This window comes from Kribbella sp. NBC_01245, from assembly GCF_036226525.1.
GTDB lineage: Bacteria > Actinomycetota > Actinomycetes > Propionibacteriales > Kribbellaceae > Kribbella.
In genome coordinates this window covers 4500572-4516308 of sequence record NZ_CP108487.1, presented here as the reverse complement: position 1 = coordinate 4516308, position 15737 = coordinate 4500572, and the positions used below count along the sequence as shown (strand labels likewise).

The 15737-nt window shown below is 68.0% G+C and carries 18 protein-coding genes; 7 read left to right on the top strand and 11 right to left on the bottom strand.

The window, feature by feature from the left end:
• Window positions 1-19: 19 nt before the first annotated feature.
• Window positions 20-931 (top strand): ABC transporter ATP-binding protein, encoded by a 912-nt coding sequence (locus OG394_RS20130; RefSeq protein ID WP_328988533.1) that lies wholly within the window; start codon window positions 20-22, stop codon window positions 929-931.
• A complete protein-coding gene (locus OG394_RS20125; RefSeq protein WP_328988532.1) occupies window positions 928-1731 on the top strand; it encodes an ABC transporter permease subunit in 804 nt (267 codons plus the stop codon). The genes OG394_RS20130 and OG394_RS20125 overlap by 4 nt, the downstream gene beginning before the upstream one ends.
• A gap of 10 nt (window positions 1732-1741) precedes the next feature.
• On the opposite strand, the gene OG394_RS20120 is transcribed toward OG394_RS20125, so the two are convergent.
• Window positions 1742-2962: a hypothetical protein gene (locus OG394_RS20120; protein WP_328988531.1), complete on the bottom strand. Its 1221-nt coding sequence runs from the start codon at window positions 2960-2962 to the stop codon at window positions 1742-1744.
• Window positions 2963-3047: 85 nt separating this feature from the next.
• On the opposite strand from OG394_RS20120, the gene OG394_RS20115 reads away from it, so the two are divergent.
• Window positions 3048-4850: a hypothetical protein gene (locus OG394_RS20115; RefSeq protein WP_328988530.1), complete on the top strand. Its 1803-nt coding sequence runs from the start codon at window positions 3048-3050 to the stop codon at window positions 4848-4850.
• Window positions 4851-4883: 33 nt separating this feature from the next.
• On the opposite strand, the gene OG394_RS20110 is transcribed toward OG394_RS20115, so the two are convergent.
• The 3 genes from OG394_RS20110 to OG394_RS20100 form a co-directional block, all read right to left on the bottom strand.
• On the bottom strand, window positions 4884-5423 hold the full coding sequence (locus OG394_RS20110; protein WP_328988529.1) for a hypothetical protein: 540 nt from the start codon (window positions 5421-5423) through the stop codon (window positions 4884-4886).
• A 68-nt stretch (window positions 5424-5491) separates the two neighbouring features.
• Window positions 5492-5929: a hypothetical protein gene (locus OG394_RS20105; protein ID WP_328988528.1), complete on the bottom strand. Its 438-nt coding sequence runs from the start codon at window positions 5927-5929 to the stop codon at window positions 5492-5494.
• Complete coding sequence (locus OG394_RS20100; RefSeq protein ID WP_328988527.1) at window positions 5929-6687, bottom strand: zinc-dependent metalloprotease family protein; 759 nt, start codon at window positions 6685-6687, stop codon at window positions 5929-5931. Before OG394_RS20100 ends, OG394_RS20105 begins: the two co-directional genes overlap by 1 nt.
• Window positions 6688-6885: 198 nt before the next feature.
• Here OG394_RS20100 and OG394_RS20095 point away from each other — a divergent pair, with 198 nt between their 5' ends.
• The 3 genes from OG394_RS20095 to OG394_RS20085 are packed head-to-tail and all read left to right on the top strand — an operon-like array spanning window position 6886 to window position 8808.
• Window positions 6886-7770 (top strand): hypothetical protein, encoded by an 885-nt coding sequence (locus OG394_RS20095; protein ID WP_328988525.1) that lies wholly within the window; start codon window positions 6886-6888, stop codon window positions 7768-7770.
• A gap of 55 nt (window positions 7771-7825) precedes the next feature.
• Window positions 7826-8464: a phosphotransferase enzyme family protein gene (locus tag OG394_RS20090; RefSeq protein WP_328988524.1), complete on the top strand. Its 639-nt coding sequence runs from the start codon at window positions 7826-7828 to the stop codon at window positions 8462-8464.
• Window positions 8356-8808, top strand: a complete 453-nt coding sequence (locus tag OG394_RS20085; RefSeq protein ID WP_328988523.1) for a phosphotransferase enzyme family protein — start codon at window positions 8356-8358, stop codon at window positions 8806-8808. Before OG394_RS20090 ends, OG394_RS20085 begins: the two co-directional genes overlap by 109 nt.
• 21 nt (window positions 8809-8829) lie before the next feature.
• On the opposite strand, the gene OG394_RS20080 is transcribed toward OG394_RS20085, so the two are convergent.
• Together OG394_RS20080 and OG394_RS20075 are read right to left on the bottom strand one after the other, a co-directional pair.
• Window positions 8830-9468, bottom strand: coding sequence for a response regulator transcription factor (locus OG394_RS20080; protein ID WP_328988522.1), 639 nt, complete (start codon window positions 9466-9468; stop codon window positions 8830-8832).
• Complete coding sequence (locus tag OG394_RS20075) at window positions 9456-11354, bottom strand: sensor histidine kinase (protein ID WP_328988521.1); 1899 nt, start codon at window positions 11352-11354, stop codon at window positions 9456-9458. The genes OG394_RS20080 and OG394_RS20075 overlap by 13 nt, the downstream gene beginning before the upstream one ends.
• Before the next feature lie 150 nt (window positions 11355-11504).
• Between OG394_RS20075 and OG394_RS20070 the strand changes: the two genes are divergently transcribed.
• A complete protein-coding gene (locus OG394_RS20070; protein ID WP_328988520.1) occupies window positions 11505-11816 on the top strand; it encodes a hypothetical protein in 312 nt (103 codons plus the stop codon).
• On the opposite strand, the gene OG394_RS20065 is transcribed toward OG394_RS20070, so the two are convergent.
• The 5 genes from OG394_RS20065 to OG394_RS20045 all read right to left on the bottom strand — a co-directional run bounded on the left by OG394_RS20065 (window position 11805) and on the right by OG394_RS20045 (window position 15641).
• Window positions 11805-12653, bottom strand: coding sequence for a DUF4184 family protein (locus OG394_RS20065; protein WP_328988519.1), 849 nt, complete (start codon window positions 12651-12653; stop codon window positions 11805-11807). The genes OG394_RS20070 and OG394_RS20065 overlap by 12 nt on opposite strands.
• A 61-nt stretch (window positions 12654-12714) precedes the next feature.
• Complete coding sequence (locus OG394_RS20060; RefSeq protein ID WP_328988518.1) at window positions 12715-13590, bottom strand: hypothetical protein; 876 nt, start codon at window positions 13588-13590, stop codon at window positions 12715-12717.
• Window positions 13587-13922, bottom strand: coding sequence for a PadR family transcriptional regulator (locus OG394_RS20055; RefSeq protein WP_328988517.1), 336 nt, complete (start codon window positions 13920-13922; stop codon window positions 13587-13589). Before OG394_RS20055 ends, OG394_RS20060 begins: the two co-directional genes overlap by 4 nt.
• Before the next feature lie 47 nt (window positions 13923-13969).
• The gene (locus OG394_RS20050; RefSeq protein WP_328988516.1) at window positions 13970-14416 is read right to left on the bottom strand and encodes a hypothetical protein; all 447 of its coding nucleotides are present in this window, start codon (window positions 14414-14416) and stop codon (window positions 13970-13972) included.
• A gap of 94 nt (window positions 14417-14510) precedes the next feature.
• The gene (locus OG394_RS20045) at window positions 14511-15641 is read right to left on the bottom strand and encodes an FAD-dependent monooxygenase (protein WP_328988515.1); all 1131 of its coding nucleotides are present in this window, start codon (window positions 15639-15641) and stop codon (window positions 14511-14513) included.
• Window positions 15642-15737 lie beyond the last annotated feature (96 nt).

Genomic DNA, 15737 nt, shown 5'->3' with positions numbered 1-15737 from the left:
GACCCAAGCGGGCGGGCTGATGGCCGACGCGATCGAGGTCGAGGGGCTCGTCAAGCGATACCGCCTTAAGTCGGCGGTGGATGACGTGTCGCTGTCGGTCGCGGAGGGCGAAGCCTTCGGGTACGTCGGTCCCAATGGAGCCGGTAAGACGACGACGATCAGATGCATGCTCGGTCTCGTTCAGCCGACGGCCGGCACAATCCGGATTCTCGGACACGACGTGGCCACAGACCTCCGGGCTGTGCTGGCCGAGGTGGGGCATCTACCCGGCGAGTTCGGGCTGTGGCCGCAGCTGACCGGCGCCGAGTGTCTCGATTACCTCGGCGCGTTGCAGCACCGGCCGCCCGTACGCCGGCGGGAGTTGTGTGACCGGCTGGAACTGTCCCAGACCGACCTGCGGCGCCAGGTCAGGCTGTACTCGCGCGGGATGAAACAGAAGATCGGCATCATCCAGGCGTTTCAGCACGATCCCCGCGTGCTGGTGCTCGACGAGCCAACTGAGGGCCTCGACCCCGTCATGAAGGAGCAGTTCGTCGGGCTGCTCGCCGAGCACCGTCAGACCGGCGGAACCATCTTCCTCTCGTCCCACATCCTGTCCGAGGTAGAGGAAACGACCGAACGGGTCGCGGTGCTCAAGGCCGGCCGGATCGTGCGAACCGGGGCGACCGCGGACCTCACCGGCGAACGCGTACGCCAGTGCACCCTCGTCCTCAAGCAGCCGCTCGACGATGCGGCGGCACTCGACATCGAGGGCGTATCGCATCTGGAGAGCGACGGTTTGAGACACCGCTTCGAGTTCCGGGGCGACATGGAGCCGCTGATGCGACGGCTTGGTACGTTCGCCGTGCAGGAGTTTCTCTCCGAGCCCGAGCATCTCGCCGAGACGTTCTTCGAGATCTACCGGGATGCGGGCGAGGAACGGGCGCGATGAACGCCATCGTGTTCCGCCAGACCCTGCGGCAGGTGCGCCGTACCCTCGGCGTCCTCACCCTCGGCGTCGGCGCGTTCTTCTACCTGGTGCTGCTCGCGTCATCGACGTTCATCGAGGAGGCGGCGAACGTACCGTTCTTCCAGTCGCCGCCCGAGGCCGTCACGGCGTTCCTGGGAGGTTCGGCCGACTTCTTCCACGCCGACGGATGGCTGAGTGCCGGGATGACCCACCCCGTCACACTCTCGCTGCTGACCTCGTCGGCTTTGCTGGTCGCCGCCGGATCCGTGGCCACGGAGGTCGAGCGAGGCACGATCGACCTCGTGCTCGTCCGGCCGGTTGGGCGCGTTCCGTTCCTCCTCGCCAAAGCGGCCGCCTCGATCCTGGCCGTGACGGCTGCCGAGGCGGGAGGCCTGATCGGCGTACTGATCGCCCGGCAAACGGTCGGCGGGGTGGGGGAGTTGTCGATCGCGCCCGTCTTGCGCGCCTTTGCCGGCTCCTGGCTGCTGTTCGTCGGCGTCGCCATGGTCGGCATCCTTGTCTCGGCCCGTACGAGCCTGCGCGGACGGGCGATCGGCATCACCGTCGGCATCGTGGTCGCGTGGTTCTTCCTGAACTTCATCGCACAGCTCATCGACGCCGTCAGTGGCCTGCGATTCGCCTCTCCGTTCCACTACTTCCGGCCCATCGACCTGCTCGCCGGCACCTTGCCCGCGGGCGATCTACTGATTCTCGGAGCGATCCCCGTCGCCGCGCTCGTCTGGGCCGCCGCCGACTTCACCCGCCGCGACCTGACCCGCTGAGGGAATGCGGTCAGTGGGTGGCGAGGGCGATCGCGGACGCGCCGCAGAGCAGCGACAGGCCGACAGCAACGGGGGCCCGTTCCCCGCGCCGCACCGAACGCGCCAGCACGATGGCTCCGGCCAGGTATCCGGCGGTGGCGACTGCCAGCTGGACCGCGATCAGGCCCGACGCTCCCAGCGGAGCGGGGTTCAACCCGGCTCCCGGCCGGCCGAGGAGGTCCCAGCCCAGGCCGAACGGATCGCCGAGCAGGCCGGGGAGCAGTTGGAGGCTGGTGGTGAGACGGTTGCGGTCCATGGCCACCGCTACAACGATGCCGGCGACGGCCGGTACGACGGCCTGGGCGACCGTGGGCCGGGTACTTCGGCTGCCCGCGACGATCGCCAGGCACCAGATGGCGAGGGCGCCGACCGCACAGAACGCCAGCAACCCCAGCGTGGCGAGCAGGGTTGCCCGCTCGGCGCTGTTCGGAGCGGCCCAGAGCTCCGACCGGCGGACCGCGGCGAAAAGGGTGCCGCCGGCAACGACTCCCAGGAGCGCCTCGGCGCCGCGGGGTGGTTCCCAGTCAGGGAGCCGGCCGCGGGGGAGTAGCGCGATCCAGGCGAGGACGATGCCGAGTGGCTCACAGGTGGAGAGCCATCGCACCCGTCCGACGGCCAGGCAGGCTGCCACGGTGACCAGGGAGTAGACGGCCAGCATCAGACCGACCGACCGTGGCGCCAACGGATATTGGTACGCGCTGAGGTACCAGAACCACGGCAGCGCGAGCGCGGCCGCGGGCCAGACGCTGCCGGGTCCGTCGCCGGGGTGACTCCGCGTAAGGACTCTCGCGGCGCTGTCCCAAGGGTCGGTCCAGCGCCAGACCGGGCCGAGGAGCACGCTCGCCAGCACGAGCACGGGCCAGGCGAGGCCGACGACGAGTGCGGGAGCGATGTTCTCCAGGTCGTCGTCCGCGCCGACGCGGCCGGCGATGATCGCCACCACGAGCAGCGCGACCGCCAGCAGGCGCGGGATCACGACGAGTGGTGAGAGTCCGTTCCGCCAGGACTCGACCACGGGCAGCGGGCTGGTGCGCGGTCGGCGTACTCCGGGCCAGGCGAGTGCTACCAGCAACACCATGGCACCGGTAATGCACCCGGTGACGAACGGCGAGACCGGAAGGTCGTACCGCTGTGTGATCGGATGGGTGGGCACGGTGCCGAGAGCCACGGTGAAACGCGGAACCGGAATCACCCGTTCATGGTAGGGCGGTATGAGGCTGAGCGATTGACGACAACGCTGAGGCGCGCCTACGTTTGCAGGTGCGGAGGTGGGCAAAATGCGCTTGGTCACCCGGTTGGTTCTGGCGACGTCGTTGACGGTGTTCGGGGTCTCGGTCGCCCCGCCGGCCCTTGCCGACCATACGAATCCGGGGGCCCCGCTCGCTCCCACCGATGGCGTGACCGCGACGGGAATCGTCCGGGGTGAAGGAACCTGGACGCACTTGAAGAATTTCCCGGGCCTTGCCAGCCCGGCGCTTACCGGCGGTGGCACGGATCTCGAGTTCTTCTCACCCGCCGGCAGCCGCGACGTGTACGGCGCCTTCGGCACCCTGGGCCAAGACGATGCCGGCAGCATCGGTCAGCGGATCGTCCAGCTGACAAAGGGAAACGCGGTCGCGCCGAGGTGGGTCGCCGATCACGGCTCCGCACATTGCTCCACCACCAACCCCAGCGGAACCCTTGGTCTGCAACACGATTCGCAGATAGGCGCCCTGGGCAAGGTTCGGCTGCTCACCGATACGACGGACGCGACCGGCCGCTGCCATGACCCGAACGGCGGCGGTCTCGAGATCGTCGACGTCACCGGTATCGCCAATCCGGCCTTCGCACCCCGTGAAGTGGGCCTGGTCCGGCTGTTCGGCTTCTCGCATACGCATACGATCGACACATCGCGGCCCTGGATCGTCTACAACAGCAGCTCGGAGCCCTCCGGCGGCAACTGGATCGACGTGGTCGACATCCGCTCGTGCTTCGGCAGCCACAACTGGACCTTGGCCAAGCGCCGCGCCGAGTGCAGGCCGCAGGTCTACCGGATCGCGTTCCAGCCCGAGTGGACCATGCAGCGCGACCAGAACACCGGACAGCTCGAGCCGGGATCGGCGGCGTGTCACGACATCACCTTTGCGGACGACCGCCTGTACTGCGCCGCCCTGAACGCGACGCTGATCCTCGACGTGTCCGGAATGTTCGGCAGTGGCGGGACGGTGTCGGGTACGCCATTCGCCTGCCCCGTGATCGACGGGACACGGACCGGGGCGAAAGTCACCGACTGCGGCGGCATGGGCCCGACCCGGACGGAACGGGCCACCGGCTGGCAGTTCCTCGGCACGTTCCAGCACCCGGGGCGCGATTGTGGTCCGCCTGGTACCGATGTCCGGACCTGCAACTCCAACAACCAGGTGCGCTCCGATGACGGCATCTCGGTGTCGCACGAGGCCGACCCGACGTCCGACCGGCGGCTGATGTTCGTCACCGACGAGCGTGGTGGCGGCGTCGTACCGCCCGGCTCGTCCTGTGCGCCGGGAATCGACAACCCGTACGGCAACGGCGGGGCGCACACGTTCGACATCAGCGACCCGGCCGACATCCGGTACGCCTTCGGATCGGACGGGAAGAAGGCCGTCTACATCAGTGACGCGGTCGTACCGGCCGAGACGTTCTGCGACATCCACGTAATCGAGCAGGTCCCGGGCGAGCAGCGGTTCCTGGCGGCGTACTACAGCCAGGGCATCAAGGTCGTCGACTGGTTCGTCGACGCGCAGGGGCATGTGCAGTTCCGGGAGACGTCGTCGTTCACGCTGCCGAATGCCAATACCTGGGCGGTCGAGGACTTCAAGATCGTCGACAACCCCGATGGCACCCGGACCTACTTCCTCGCCACGGACGACATCCACCGTGGTATCGACATCGCCAGCTGGACGGGCCGGCCGAACCCGATCGGAGCACAGGGTCCCGCGCCGACGGTCCGCACCTCGGCTGTGAACCTGAGTCTGGTCGGGCTGGCGATCCTGCTACTACCGGCGGCGGCCCTGTACGGACGCCGGCGCCGAACGTCCCCGCTGGCGGAGACCGCCGACTGACAGGCCGCGACAACCGGCCCCTAAGGTCACCGGTCACGACCCGGACGACCTCGTAGCTCCGAGCGCCTGGAGGGTGAGGCGGATCTGTTCGACGTATTCGGTGCAGCCATCGCATTCGTCGAGGTGGTGCTCGAACCCGGTTCGCCAGTCCGGCGGGAGTACGTCGTCCAGCGCAGACCGCGGCGACGACCCGGTCGAGCTGCGAGCGCGACAAGTGGATTCGCCCGGCGATCTCGGCTGCCGTCGCCGGGTCCTCGAGAGCCTCCGTGAGTCCGGCGATGAACGTGGCGAAGACGTCGGTGGGCAGGCGTCACGCCAGCGGTGGGAGGAGATCTCGTTGTTCGCGTTGATACCGCTCGAGAACCAGACGCCGCGCAGGTCGACGACGTACGAGCGGTTCTGGAGGCAGAACCAGCCGCCGCCCCAGTCCGTGCCGGTTCCGTTGAAGAACTGAACGTCTTCGAGACTGCCCGAGTAGCCGCGGTTCAAGACCGACGACGCCCTGTTGGTGTCGCTGCCCTGACTCGCGCGGACACCATCCCGCTGCGCGGCGAGTTCGTCGACAATCCCCACGAGGAGTAGCGGCCGCTATCCCCGACGACGCCTTCGCAGCCGACTGCGAAGGCGTCCCGGGTCCGCGGTCAGCGGTGGTTCTTCTGGAGCCGCACGAATTCGTTGCGGGTCATTTCGCGCAGGTCCTCGACGGCGGTTGTGGCCGCGACCTTGCCCTTCGTGCTGCCGGCCCCACCGACGTCGCCACCACCGAACACGATGTTGGCCCAGTTGTTCTGGGTGGTCAGCGTGGTGGTGTTGTTGTCGTCGTTCACGTCCGCGGACGTGGTGTCGACGGCGTCGCCGTCACAGTTCCAGTCGATCGCCTGGTCGGCTGGTCCAGAGGTGCGGGTGGTGCCGTTCGGGCACTTCCACTTGGTCAGCCAGGCGCCGGCCTGACTCGTGCCCAGGCCGCTCGGCTCCCGCAGGCTGGACTCGGTGAGTGACGGCGGCGCGAAGTTCGAGAAGCCGAAATAGCCGCCGCCGGTGGCCTTGGGGACACCGTTGAACTGGAAGAAGTAGTTCATCACGCTGAGGTAGTTGGCTTGTAGTTGACGTGGTCGGTACCGCCGTGCCGCAGGCCGAGGTTGTGCCCGAGCTCGTGGATGAAGGTGCCGACGTTCATGTCCTCGGTGACGTTCCAGCTGCACTTCGGGCCCATCGTGACGATGAACGTGTCGTTCGGGATGGCGAACGCGTTGCCGCTGCTGCAGCCGTTGCCGTAGCTGTCGGCCCAGAGCATGTAGTGGAAGATCGGTGTCCGGGCGGCGGCGAAATTGCGAGTCTTGATCGCGTCGGTCTGCTGGAGGGCCGGCTGCAGGTTCGAGTCGTAGGGAACCTGGTTGCCGCCGCCGAGGTCGTACGCCGTACCGCGGGCCGAGCCGGCATCGAGGTGGATCCGGATGCCGGTGGTGCCATCCGGGTTGCTGACCGGAGCAGTCGCGAAGACCTGGACGATCCGGTCGAGGGCCGCCGTGGAGGCGAGCCGGCCGCTCATGTAGTCCATCTCGACGAACAAGTCCTTCTTGTTCGGGGTCGCGCCCATCGCGGGCAGGTCGACGTCGACGGTGCCGTCACCGTTCGCGTCGTACCCGTTGACCTCCCAGCTGTCGGGGAGGGTGTCACCGTCGGTGTCGGTCGCTGCGACACCAGATGCTGCCTGTTGGGTGGGTGCTTCCGGTGACAACCGGGTGGGCGAAGCAGTTGCAGAGACGGCATTCGCGGTGACGACGGCCACCACAGCCAGGGACGAGACCACGCTGAGCGTGGCGAGACGTGCCTTCATCGGTACTCCTCAAACGGGCGGTGAGTGGAAGAAACCGTGGTGCATGGTGCTCTCGCGACGGATGCCTGGCAATGGATCGGCAGGTCCGTGCGCGGGCGAAGTGAACAGCCGGGGGGCGGAGTGAACGGTACGGTGAGGGCTAGCCAGTCCGCGGGGTGAATATTCACCCCGGTTCGCCATCACGCAGGGGTGCCGCCCATGGAACCTGACGAGTTCCCGACCACATTCGGCGCGACGCTACGTCGAGTTCTGGTCGGCAAGGACCTGTCGCTGCACCAGTTGCACCGACGGCTTACGCGGTCAGGGTCGTCCATCAGTCTGGCCTCGCTGAGCTACTGGCAGAGCGGGCAACGGTTGCCGGCCACCGTGAAAGCGCTCACGACCGTTGAGGCGATGGAGCGTGTTCTCGACCTCGATCCGGGCACCTTGACCGGGACCCTGCCGCCGGCGGACCTCCACCAGCTGCAGCGTTCCGCACTCGGCCTGCTGCCGGCGCACAGCGCTGCCGCCGAGTTGGTGCGGCAGATCGGGGGAGAGACCGCCTATGGTCTGACGCCGACGGTCTCGATGACCGACTTCGTCCGGCTCGATGCCACTGGCTCGTTCAAGCGAGCGAGGTCCCTGGCCCTGATCAGGGCGACGCGGGTGGTGGATCGGCGGATCGTGATTCACCAGGCCGACCCCGGTGTCGATGTGGCGGATCTCGACTTCAAGGTTCGCGCCGGCGGACGCCGTGGCCGGGAGGTGCGTGATCGACAGACGCGGTTCCTGGTGGCCGAGGTCCTTTTCGACGCGCCGCTGCTGCCAGGGGAAACCCGATTGCTGGACTATGAGGTGCGGTCCCGCGTCCCTGTTCTTTGTACGCAGTACTTTCGGAGCCGGATCGAGAAGGACCAGGCCCAGCTGATGACCGTCGAGTTCCATCCGAAGTGCCAACCGGTCCGCGTCTGGCGATTCTCACGTCGCACGGTCGACTCCGCCGATGACCTGCGACAGGAGACCCGACTCGTCGACAACCGCGCACACACTTTCGTCAAAGACGCCGCCCGCGGTGTCCACGGCATCAGCTGGTCCTGGGACTAGGTACGCCCGGCTCCTTTCCTGGCGGCGATCGAGGCGGCGGCGATACGCTGCGCGAATGCCCGAGCTGGTGTCGAAGCGCGCCCAGGTCGCACGCATCCGCCGTACCGCCGTGCGGGCGCTCGCGGACTACCCGGTCGACGAGCCACGCCTGTCGTTCATCGCGCACGGCGAGAACACCACGTTTCGGGTCGACTCCCGCGATGACCGTTTCCTGCTGCGTGTGCACCGGCCGAACCGGCACGGCCCTGGCGTCGATTCGCGGGTCGCGGTCGGATCGGAGCTGGCCTGGCTGACCGCATTGCAGGCAGGCTCGGAGTTGAGCGTGCCGACGCCGATCCGGGCCCGCGATGGGCAGTGGACCACCGTCGTCGACGGCCGGGTCTGCTCGGTCCTCGGCTGGCAGGGCGGACGAATGCAGGCGGCCAATCCGCGGTCCGTGCACTTCCGGCGATTGGGTGGCGTCCTCGCCCGTTTGCACGATCACGCTTCGGGGTGGGCTCCGCCATCCGGGTTCGTCCGCATGCGGTGGGACTGGGAGACCTTCTTCGGCAACACCATGGAGTACGGCGGGGTGCCCGCCGCCGCGTGCTGGGACCTGCTGCCAGCGCCGTTGCGCGCGCAATTCGACGAGGTCGCGCGCCGGATGCGTACGGTCATGGCGGATCTTGGCTCAAAGCCGGAGCCTTCGGCCTGATCCATGCCGACCTGCATCTGGAGAATGCGCTGTTCGACGGTGACGCGGTGCGGCTGATCGACTTCGACGACTGCGGATTCGGTCACTGGCTGTACGACATCGCGGTACCACTCTGGGACAACCACTGGCGGGCCGACTATCCCGCGATCCGTGCGGCGCTTCTCGATGGCTACGGTGAACGCCGCGAGCTGCCCGATCTCACTCACCTGGACGACTTCATCGCCACTCGGCACGTGGCCTTCGGGCTGTGGTTCGCCGGGATGGCTCAGGTCAATCCGGCCTTCGCGGCCGACCTGGACAGGACGACGGACTACCTCCACCGGTCACTTGATCGGCTGCTGTGACATGCCAAGCAGGCAAGGGATTCAGTCGGTCAGATGAGTCAGTACGGCGAGCACCCGGCGATGGCTGTCCGGGGTGTCGTTGATGCGCAACTTCTGGAAGATGCTGCGCATGTGCGTCTCGACCGTTCGTTCGGCGAGCACCAGCTGAGCCGCGATCGCACTGTTCGACCGGCCTTCCGCGACCAAGCCGAGCACCTCGCGTTCCCGGCTGGACAGGGCGGCTAGCGGATCGTTGGGCCGAGTCGGCGTGACCAGAGCCGCGACGATCACGGGATCGAGCGCCGACCCGCCGTCCACGACCCGTCGCATCGCGTCCAGGAAATCGGCAACGCGCAGAACGCGATCCTTCAGCAGGTAGCCGAATGCCCCGGTGCCGACCAGGTCCACCACGTGCCGCGTCTCGACGTGCTGTGACAGCATCAGGATCGGGCGATCCGGCGACTCGTCCCGCAGTACCTTCGCCGCCCGCGCACCGTCGTCCGTCATCGTCGGTGGCATCCGTACGTCGATGATCGTCAAGTCCGGGTCCTTCGCGCGAACCAGGTCGACGAGCTCGTCCGCGTCGGTCGCCAGACCGATCACCTCGTGGCCGTTCTCGGTCATCAGCCGACTCAAACCCTCGCGAAACAAGGCGGAATCCTCGCCGATCACGATGCGCACGGGATCTCCACTCGGATCGACGTGCCCGCGCCCGGCGGACTGTCCACCGTGATCTCCCCACCCACCGAAGCCACCCGATCTCGCAACGACGTCAGCCCGAACCCCTCCTTCGCCCCACCCACGCCGTTGTCCCGCACCGCCACCTGGAGCCGCTGCTCCACCATCCCTACCTCGATGGAAATGCGGGTGGCGCTCGCGTGCTTCAGCGCGTTCGCGATCGCTTCGCCGACGGTGTAGTAGACCGCTGTCGCCACGCCCTCGCCGATCTCCAGCTCGGGTACGACGAGATCCACCGGAACCGAGCTGTCGGCGACCAGGCGGCGCAGCGCCACGGCCAGCCCGTCGTCGAGACGGCTCGGCCGTACGCCGTGCGCGATCCGCCGCAGTTCCGCCACGGTCCCCTCGACCGCCTCGACTGCTTCGTCGATCTCCCGGTACGCCGGGAGGCCGGGCTCGAGCTGATACTGCAGGGATCGCAGCCGCATGCCGATCGCGATCAGCTGCTGCTGGGCCCCGTCGTGGAGATCCCGCTCGAGGCGTCGCCGTTCGGCGTTCACCTCCTCCATCAGGCGGAAGCGGCTGGCGCGCACCTCGTCGAGTGCCTCCCGGAGCTCCAGTCGCAATCGGCTGACCTCCAGCGGCAGGCGCGCCTCCACCGCGGCTTCGCGGGCTCGCCGGATCCGCCGGGCGGACGTCGTACCGAGTATCAGCGCTCCAACGATCGACTCGCCCGTCCGCAGCGGGATCGCACCTGGAGGAATGTCGAACTGGTCGCCGGGCCGGCGGAGCAGTACGCGCAGCAACGGGTCATCCAGGGCGTCGCGCAGTACGTTCTCGACCTGTTCGGGCTCGGCCTCACCATCGCGTACCTGACGTACGAAGGAACGGATTCGGGTCAGCACCACGGTCCGGTCGGGATCGACGAAGCGGCCGACGGTGCGATGGACCCACTGGTGGAGTGGGAGGAGTGCGAGAGCGGTGACGAAGGCGGCGGTCGTGACGCTGACGCGATCGGGAAAGAAGTTGCCGGCAGCAAGAACTCCGGCCGCGAAGATGGCCGCAGAGGTTGCCGCGGTGATGAGCCAGCTCAGCGTGGTTCCGAGCAGCTGGTCGATATCGAGCAGGTCGTGCTTGAGGATCGCCACGGCGATGGTGGCCGGGACGAGGACCAGCATGGCGACGAGAAACCCCGTGTAGGCGACGGCGCCCGGTGCGCCGAGCGCCACCGCCAGCCAGCTCGCCGCCAGCAGGCCGGGGACGCTAACGGCCGCGCACAGCAGCCAACGTAACCGCAGCCGGGTGAGCTGGTCGCCGTGGCGGTAGCGCACGACGAGACTGGAGGCGGCGGCCAGCAGTACGGCGATCAATAACGTGAACGCGACAACGGTCAACGCCACCCGGAACGGGCGCGGGAGCATGTTGCCACCATCCGTGGAGACGGTGAAGTTCACCAGGGCCGCGGCCGCCGGAACGGCCGCCCAGATCACCTGCCAGCGCCGGCCGGGCAGCAGGCCGTCGGGGAAGAGCAGGATCAACGTCACGAACCCGAGGAACAGCCATGGCCAGGCACCAGTGCCGATCGCGTCGACGACTCGTGCACCCGGCCAAGGGTGAGCGGTCAGGTACGTCGTACCCCAGTCCTCCACGGTGAAGACGACAGCCGGCGTGGTCGCAGTCAACGCAAGCGCTGGTCCGATCGGACTGGCCGGCGCCCGGACTGCGATGAGCCAGCCGAGCAAGAGACACGGCAGCAGCAAGGCTGTGCTGATCGCCCAACCGGCGGGCGTTCCGACGGATGCGGGCCCGTAGGCGAGGAACGCACGCACGACCTCGGCCGCGACGAAGACCACGGTCGCGGCGAAGACGAGCACTCTGCCCCAGCGCACAACCTCATGATGGCGGCGGTTCAGGCGTTTGGCACCAGTGCCAGCACTTAGTGGCCAGCCGCGAACCGAGTCCGGCGGCAGCACCGATGTGGAACACCCGCCTGGGAGGCGAGGCTGATGCCGTCAGTTCTCAGTCCAGGAGGGATTCCCATGATCGCCATCGTGACCGTTCTACTCGCCTTCCCGCTCGGCTTCTTCTTGCACAATCGAACGTCGGCGTATGTCGTGTACGTCGCGATCTTCGGGTACTCGTTCACCTTTCAGACGCTCTACCTGTTGCGTGCCTGGGTCGGCGGCGACCACTCCGCCTTCAGTGCGGATCCGGAAAAGCTCCCGCTTGACTACCTCGCCGTCACCGGTGCGATCTACGCCGTCGGCTTCTTGCTCATCACCCTCGGGCATCGGCTGGGTGCGAAGCGCCGCAACCGCAGTCTTGCCGTCGACCTCGAGTCATCGAAGTAGCTGATGGCGGGCGGCTGTCGGGAAGAGGTGCCAGGCGGTGGCGTAGAGCAGTAGGGCGATCACGAACGAGGCGCCCGCTCGCTTGGCGGCCCCGGTCAGCACGCCCTCGGCGACGGTGCCCCAGGGTGCTTGGACGGTCGTGGTGGGGTAGGTGGTCTCGGTGGAGCTGTTGCCGTGGTCAACGGTGATCGGGTGCTCGTAGTCCACCTCAGTCACAGTGCGGTAGGCGTTGTAGTCGCTAGGGACGAGTACGGCGGCTCCCAGCACGGGTGCCGCGACGAGCAGGGCCACCGCGGTCCACCGCATGGCGGGACGTAGGCGGGCGGTGGTGCCGGCTTGAGTGCGTAGCCGGTCGCGGTGGCGCCAGAGATACCAGCCGATGGCCGCCAGGCCGAAGGCGGTGCTCCCGTACTGCAGCAGCCTGGACGGCAGGAATTCGGCTTCAGTGAGGTAGTCCCAGACGAGGTGCGTGGCGATGCCGATCAGCGCGGAGAGCAATAGCCACAGGGCGTACTGGGCTTTGGGTCGCGGATCGGGCGCGGGGAGACCGAGGCCGGCTGGGAGTAGTGCCGTGAGTGGCGCGCGCAGCATCGAGTAGAGGGCGACCAACCCGATGGCGAAGGGTAGGTCGACCAGAAGGCCCCAGGGCGAATGGGTCTGGGTGGCGTTGACGAGGAGCGGCCCGTACCAGTCCTGGCGGCTGGTCGTTGAGATACCGACGGCGGCGAGGAAGTACGGCACGTCGGGAGCCATGGCGCCCGCGACCAGAGCCGCCGGAACGAAGGGCCGCCGCAGCAACGGCAGCACTGCGGCGGGATGAGCCAGGGTGAAGGGCATCGATGACCGTCTCTGTAGCGCGCACAGATAGTACGTTTCAGAGAATACTCATCTGAACGGACTATTGCCAAAGCCGGTGATACGCCGCGGTGAGCCCGGCCAGGATCGGCAGCGCGAGAGCCACGCCAATGGCGAGGACGGGCGGCAGTTCGAGCCAGCCGCTCGTGTAGGCGTAGGCGAGGAAGAGCGGAGAGGCCAGCGCCATCGCGCCCATCTCGCGCAAGCCGGAGGACCGCCCGTGGAGGGCGAGAACTGCCCCGGTGGCAGCGAGAACCAGCAGCGGCCAGGCGCCGTACTCCGTGCTCACAACGAAGGCCCTCGTGTCGATGAGGGCGACGGGGAACCATGCCACGGCGGCCATCGCTCCGGCCGCCGCTGCCAGCCGCCGGTCGCCGCGTCGATCCGGCGGACAGGCGAGTACGACGAAAGCGGTCAGCACTGCCGCGACTGGTTCGAACGCTCCCTCGCCGTACTGGGGCGCGGCGATCGTCCACTGCACGGCGATCCCCAGCAAGCCGCCCACGGCCAGCCCCGCGCCAAGCGCCCACCGCCCGGACAGCGCGATGATCGCGCCGACGCACACCATCGCCAGGAGCAGGACGTGCAACGCCCACATGCCATCCGTGGTCGAGAGGTGGCTCCAGACCGATCCTGGTGAGAGGGCGATCCCGGTGTACCAGGTCATCAGGTGGATCCCGCTGTTCACCGCGCCGACCGCGAGTGCGAAGGGTGCGGCCAAGACGAAGAGGCGCCCGGCAGGTGAGGCAGAGTCGAGCCGCAGCCGGACCCGGAGGGCGTGCGCGACCAGGTCGGCGTCCGCGCGCAGCCGGGCCGCGCGGGGCAGGCCTTCGGTCAACTCCCGATGTACGTCGACGATCTCCTGCCCGTGAGCAGTCCGATACGCAGCCGGATACAGCTGGAGCAGTGACTCCCTCACGTCGCTGCCGCGGTCCCGTCGGCCAGTCGCCGCCTTACCTCCCGGGCGGTGGCGGCCAGCCGCTCCGCCTCGGCTTCCAGCCTCTCGCGTCCGGCCGGGGCGAGCGCGAAGATGCGACGGGCCCGGCCGCCCACGACCTCCTCGCGCTCCACCACGATCAGGCCCTCCGCCAGTAGCCTGTCCAGCGCTCCGTACAACGCTCCGGTCCGAGGCGTCACCCGGCCGTCGGTGATCGTCTTGACCTCTTGGGCGATTGCGTACCCATGCCGAGGTGCGTTCGCCAGCGCCGTCAGCAGCAGCAGTGCCAGCTCCTGCATCCCGCGCTCAGTCATGCCACTCGCTCAGTCATGTCTGCAGAGTATTCCGTTGGACGGATTACTCAACCGGCCACTCTCGTTGAGACCGAGTCGTAGCCGCCTCCGCCGGGGTAGGTCCAGGACCCGGTCAGCGTGTTCCCGTCCGCGCTGAACGTGCCGCGGTAGAACGCCGGCGACCCCTTCTCGCCACCCCAAATGGTCAGTACGTCGCCCTCGAGTTCGTACACGTAGTCGAAGGTCTCGCCGCCGTTGCCGTAATACCGCGACTTGACGTCCTCGCTGCGTTCGCCGAAGAAGGGGTGCTCGTGGCCGATCACCTCGATGCCCTTGCTGTTCTCCAGCTCGACGTGCTGGAGCAGGAAGTGCCGGCCGGGCATCCACTCGTACCGGGTGGTGCCAACCGCTCCGCCTTCGACCTTCCACGTACCGACCAGCCGGTCCAGGGCGCGCATCTGCTCGCTCGGCACGGGGGTCTCGGGGGTCTGCTGGGTCTGGGTGGTGTCGTTCATCTCGTTCTCCTTCGTTGGTGCCGGGCCTGAGCGGCCTGACAACCAGTACGTCGGAGCCGCGGATAGCTGCGGGACAACCCAGCCCATCAAAGTCTCAGCTGGTCGACCGCCAAGTGAGCGTGGCGTGGTTGGCGCGGAGGAAAAGGCGCTCGGGGAGCAGTCTCGCGGCGGTGTTTCGGAGCGGGACGGTCAACCGGCCGGAGGCTTGGGCGAAGGTGCCGAAGGCGGCCGACTGACGAGCGATGGCTTGCGTACGTCGGCGGCGACGGCGGTCGTAAACCTGAAGGCCGTGGTCGACATTCCCGTCTTCATTGAGGGCTGCGGCGAGCTCGACCGCGTCTTCCGAGGCGGTGCCGCCGCCCTGGCCGAGGTCCGGCGTCATGGCGTGGGCGGCGTCTCCCACCAGGACCGCCCGGCCGGCGACGTAGCTGCGCAGTGCGGGGAGCCGGTAGATGTCGTGCCGCAGGATCTCGGACCCGTTGATGCTGTCGAGCATCGCCGGGATCGGGTCGTGCCACCGGCCGAAGCGATGCCGGAGTTCGGCGCGGTCGTCGGCGTACTCGCTACCTGGCGGGGCGTTCGCGACGAGGTAGGAGTAGACGGCGCCGTCGGCCAGCCGGAAGATGCCGACGCGCTCACCCTGGCCCCAGCTCTCGCTGACTTCGGAGTCGAGCTCGAGCGGTGGCGCGATGAGACGCCAGGTGGTGTAGCCGGCGTACACGGGTGGTTTGGCGTGCGGCCACAGAAGCGCTCGGACGGTACTGCGGAGTCCGTCGGCGCCGACCAGGAGGTCGGCGGAGCGTCGTACGCCGTCGTGCGTGACCGTCACCTGATCGCCAGTACGCTCGACCTCGTTCACAGTCGTGTCCAGAACGATCGCCTCGGCAGGCACGGCGGATCGCAGGATGTCGAGCAGGATCGGCCGGCGCAGCATCAAGGTGTCGCCGTAGCCGGTTCGCAGGGGCGATCGGAACAGCCAGCGTCCGTGAGCGTCCCGGAAGCCGCCCGCGCCTTCGACCGTACTGAACTCGCGGACCTGATCGCCAACGCCGAGGAGATCCAGCGCGCGGATCGCGTTCGGCCACAGCGAGATGCCCGCGCCCACCTCGCGTAGAGCCGGCGCGCGCTCGAGGACGGTGATGTTCCAGCCGCGCCGGTGCAACGCGATCGCGGCGGCCAGGCCCCCGATCCCCGCTCCGACGATCACCGCGTTCCGGTCGACCATGGGCCAATCATGCCCCGAGTGCAGAACTACCATTGACGAAGGTCGCCGAGGAGCAGAGGGTTTCGCAAGATGATTCGTGAGCGAAGAGAAGAAGAT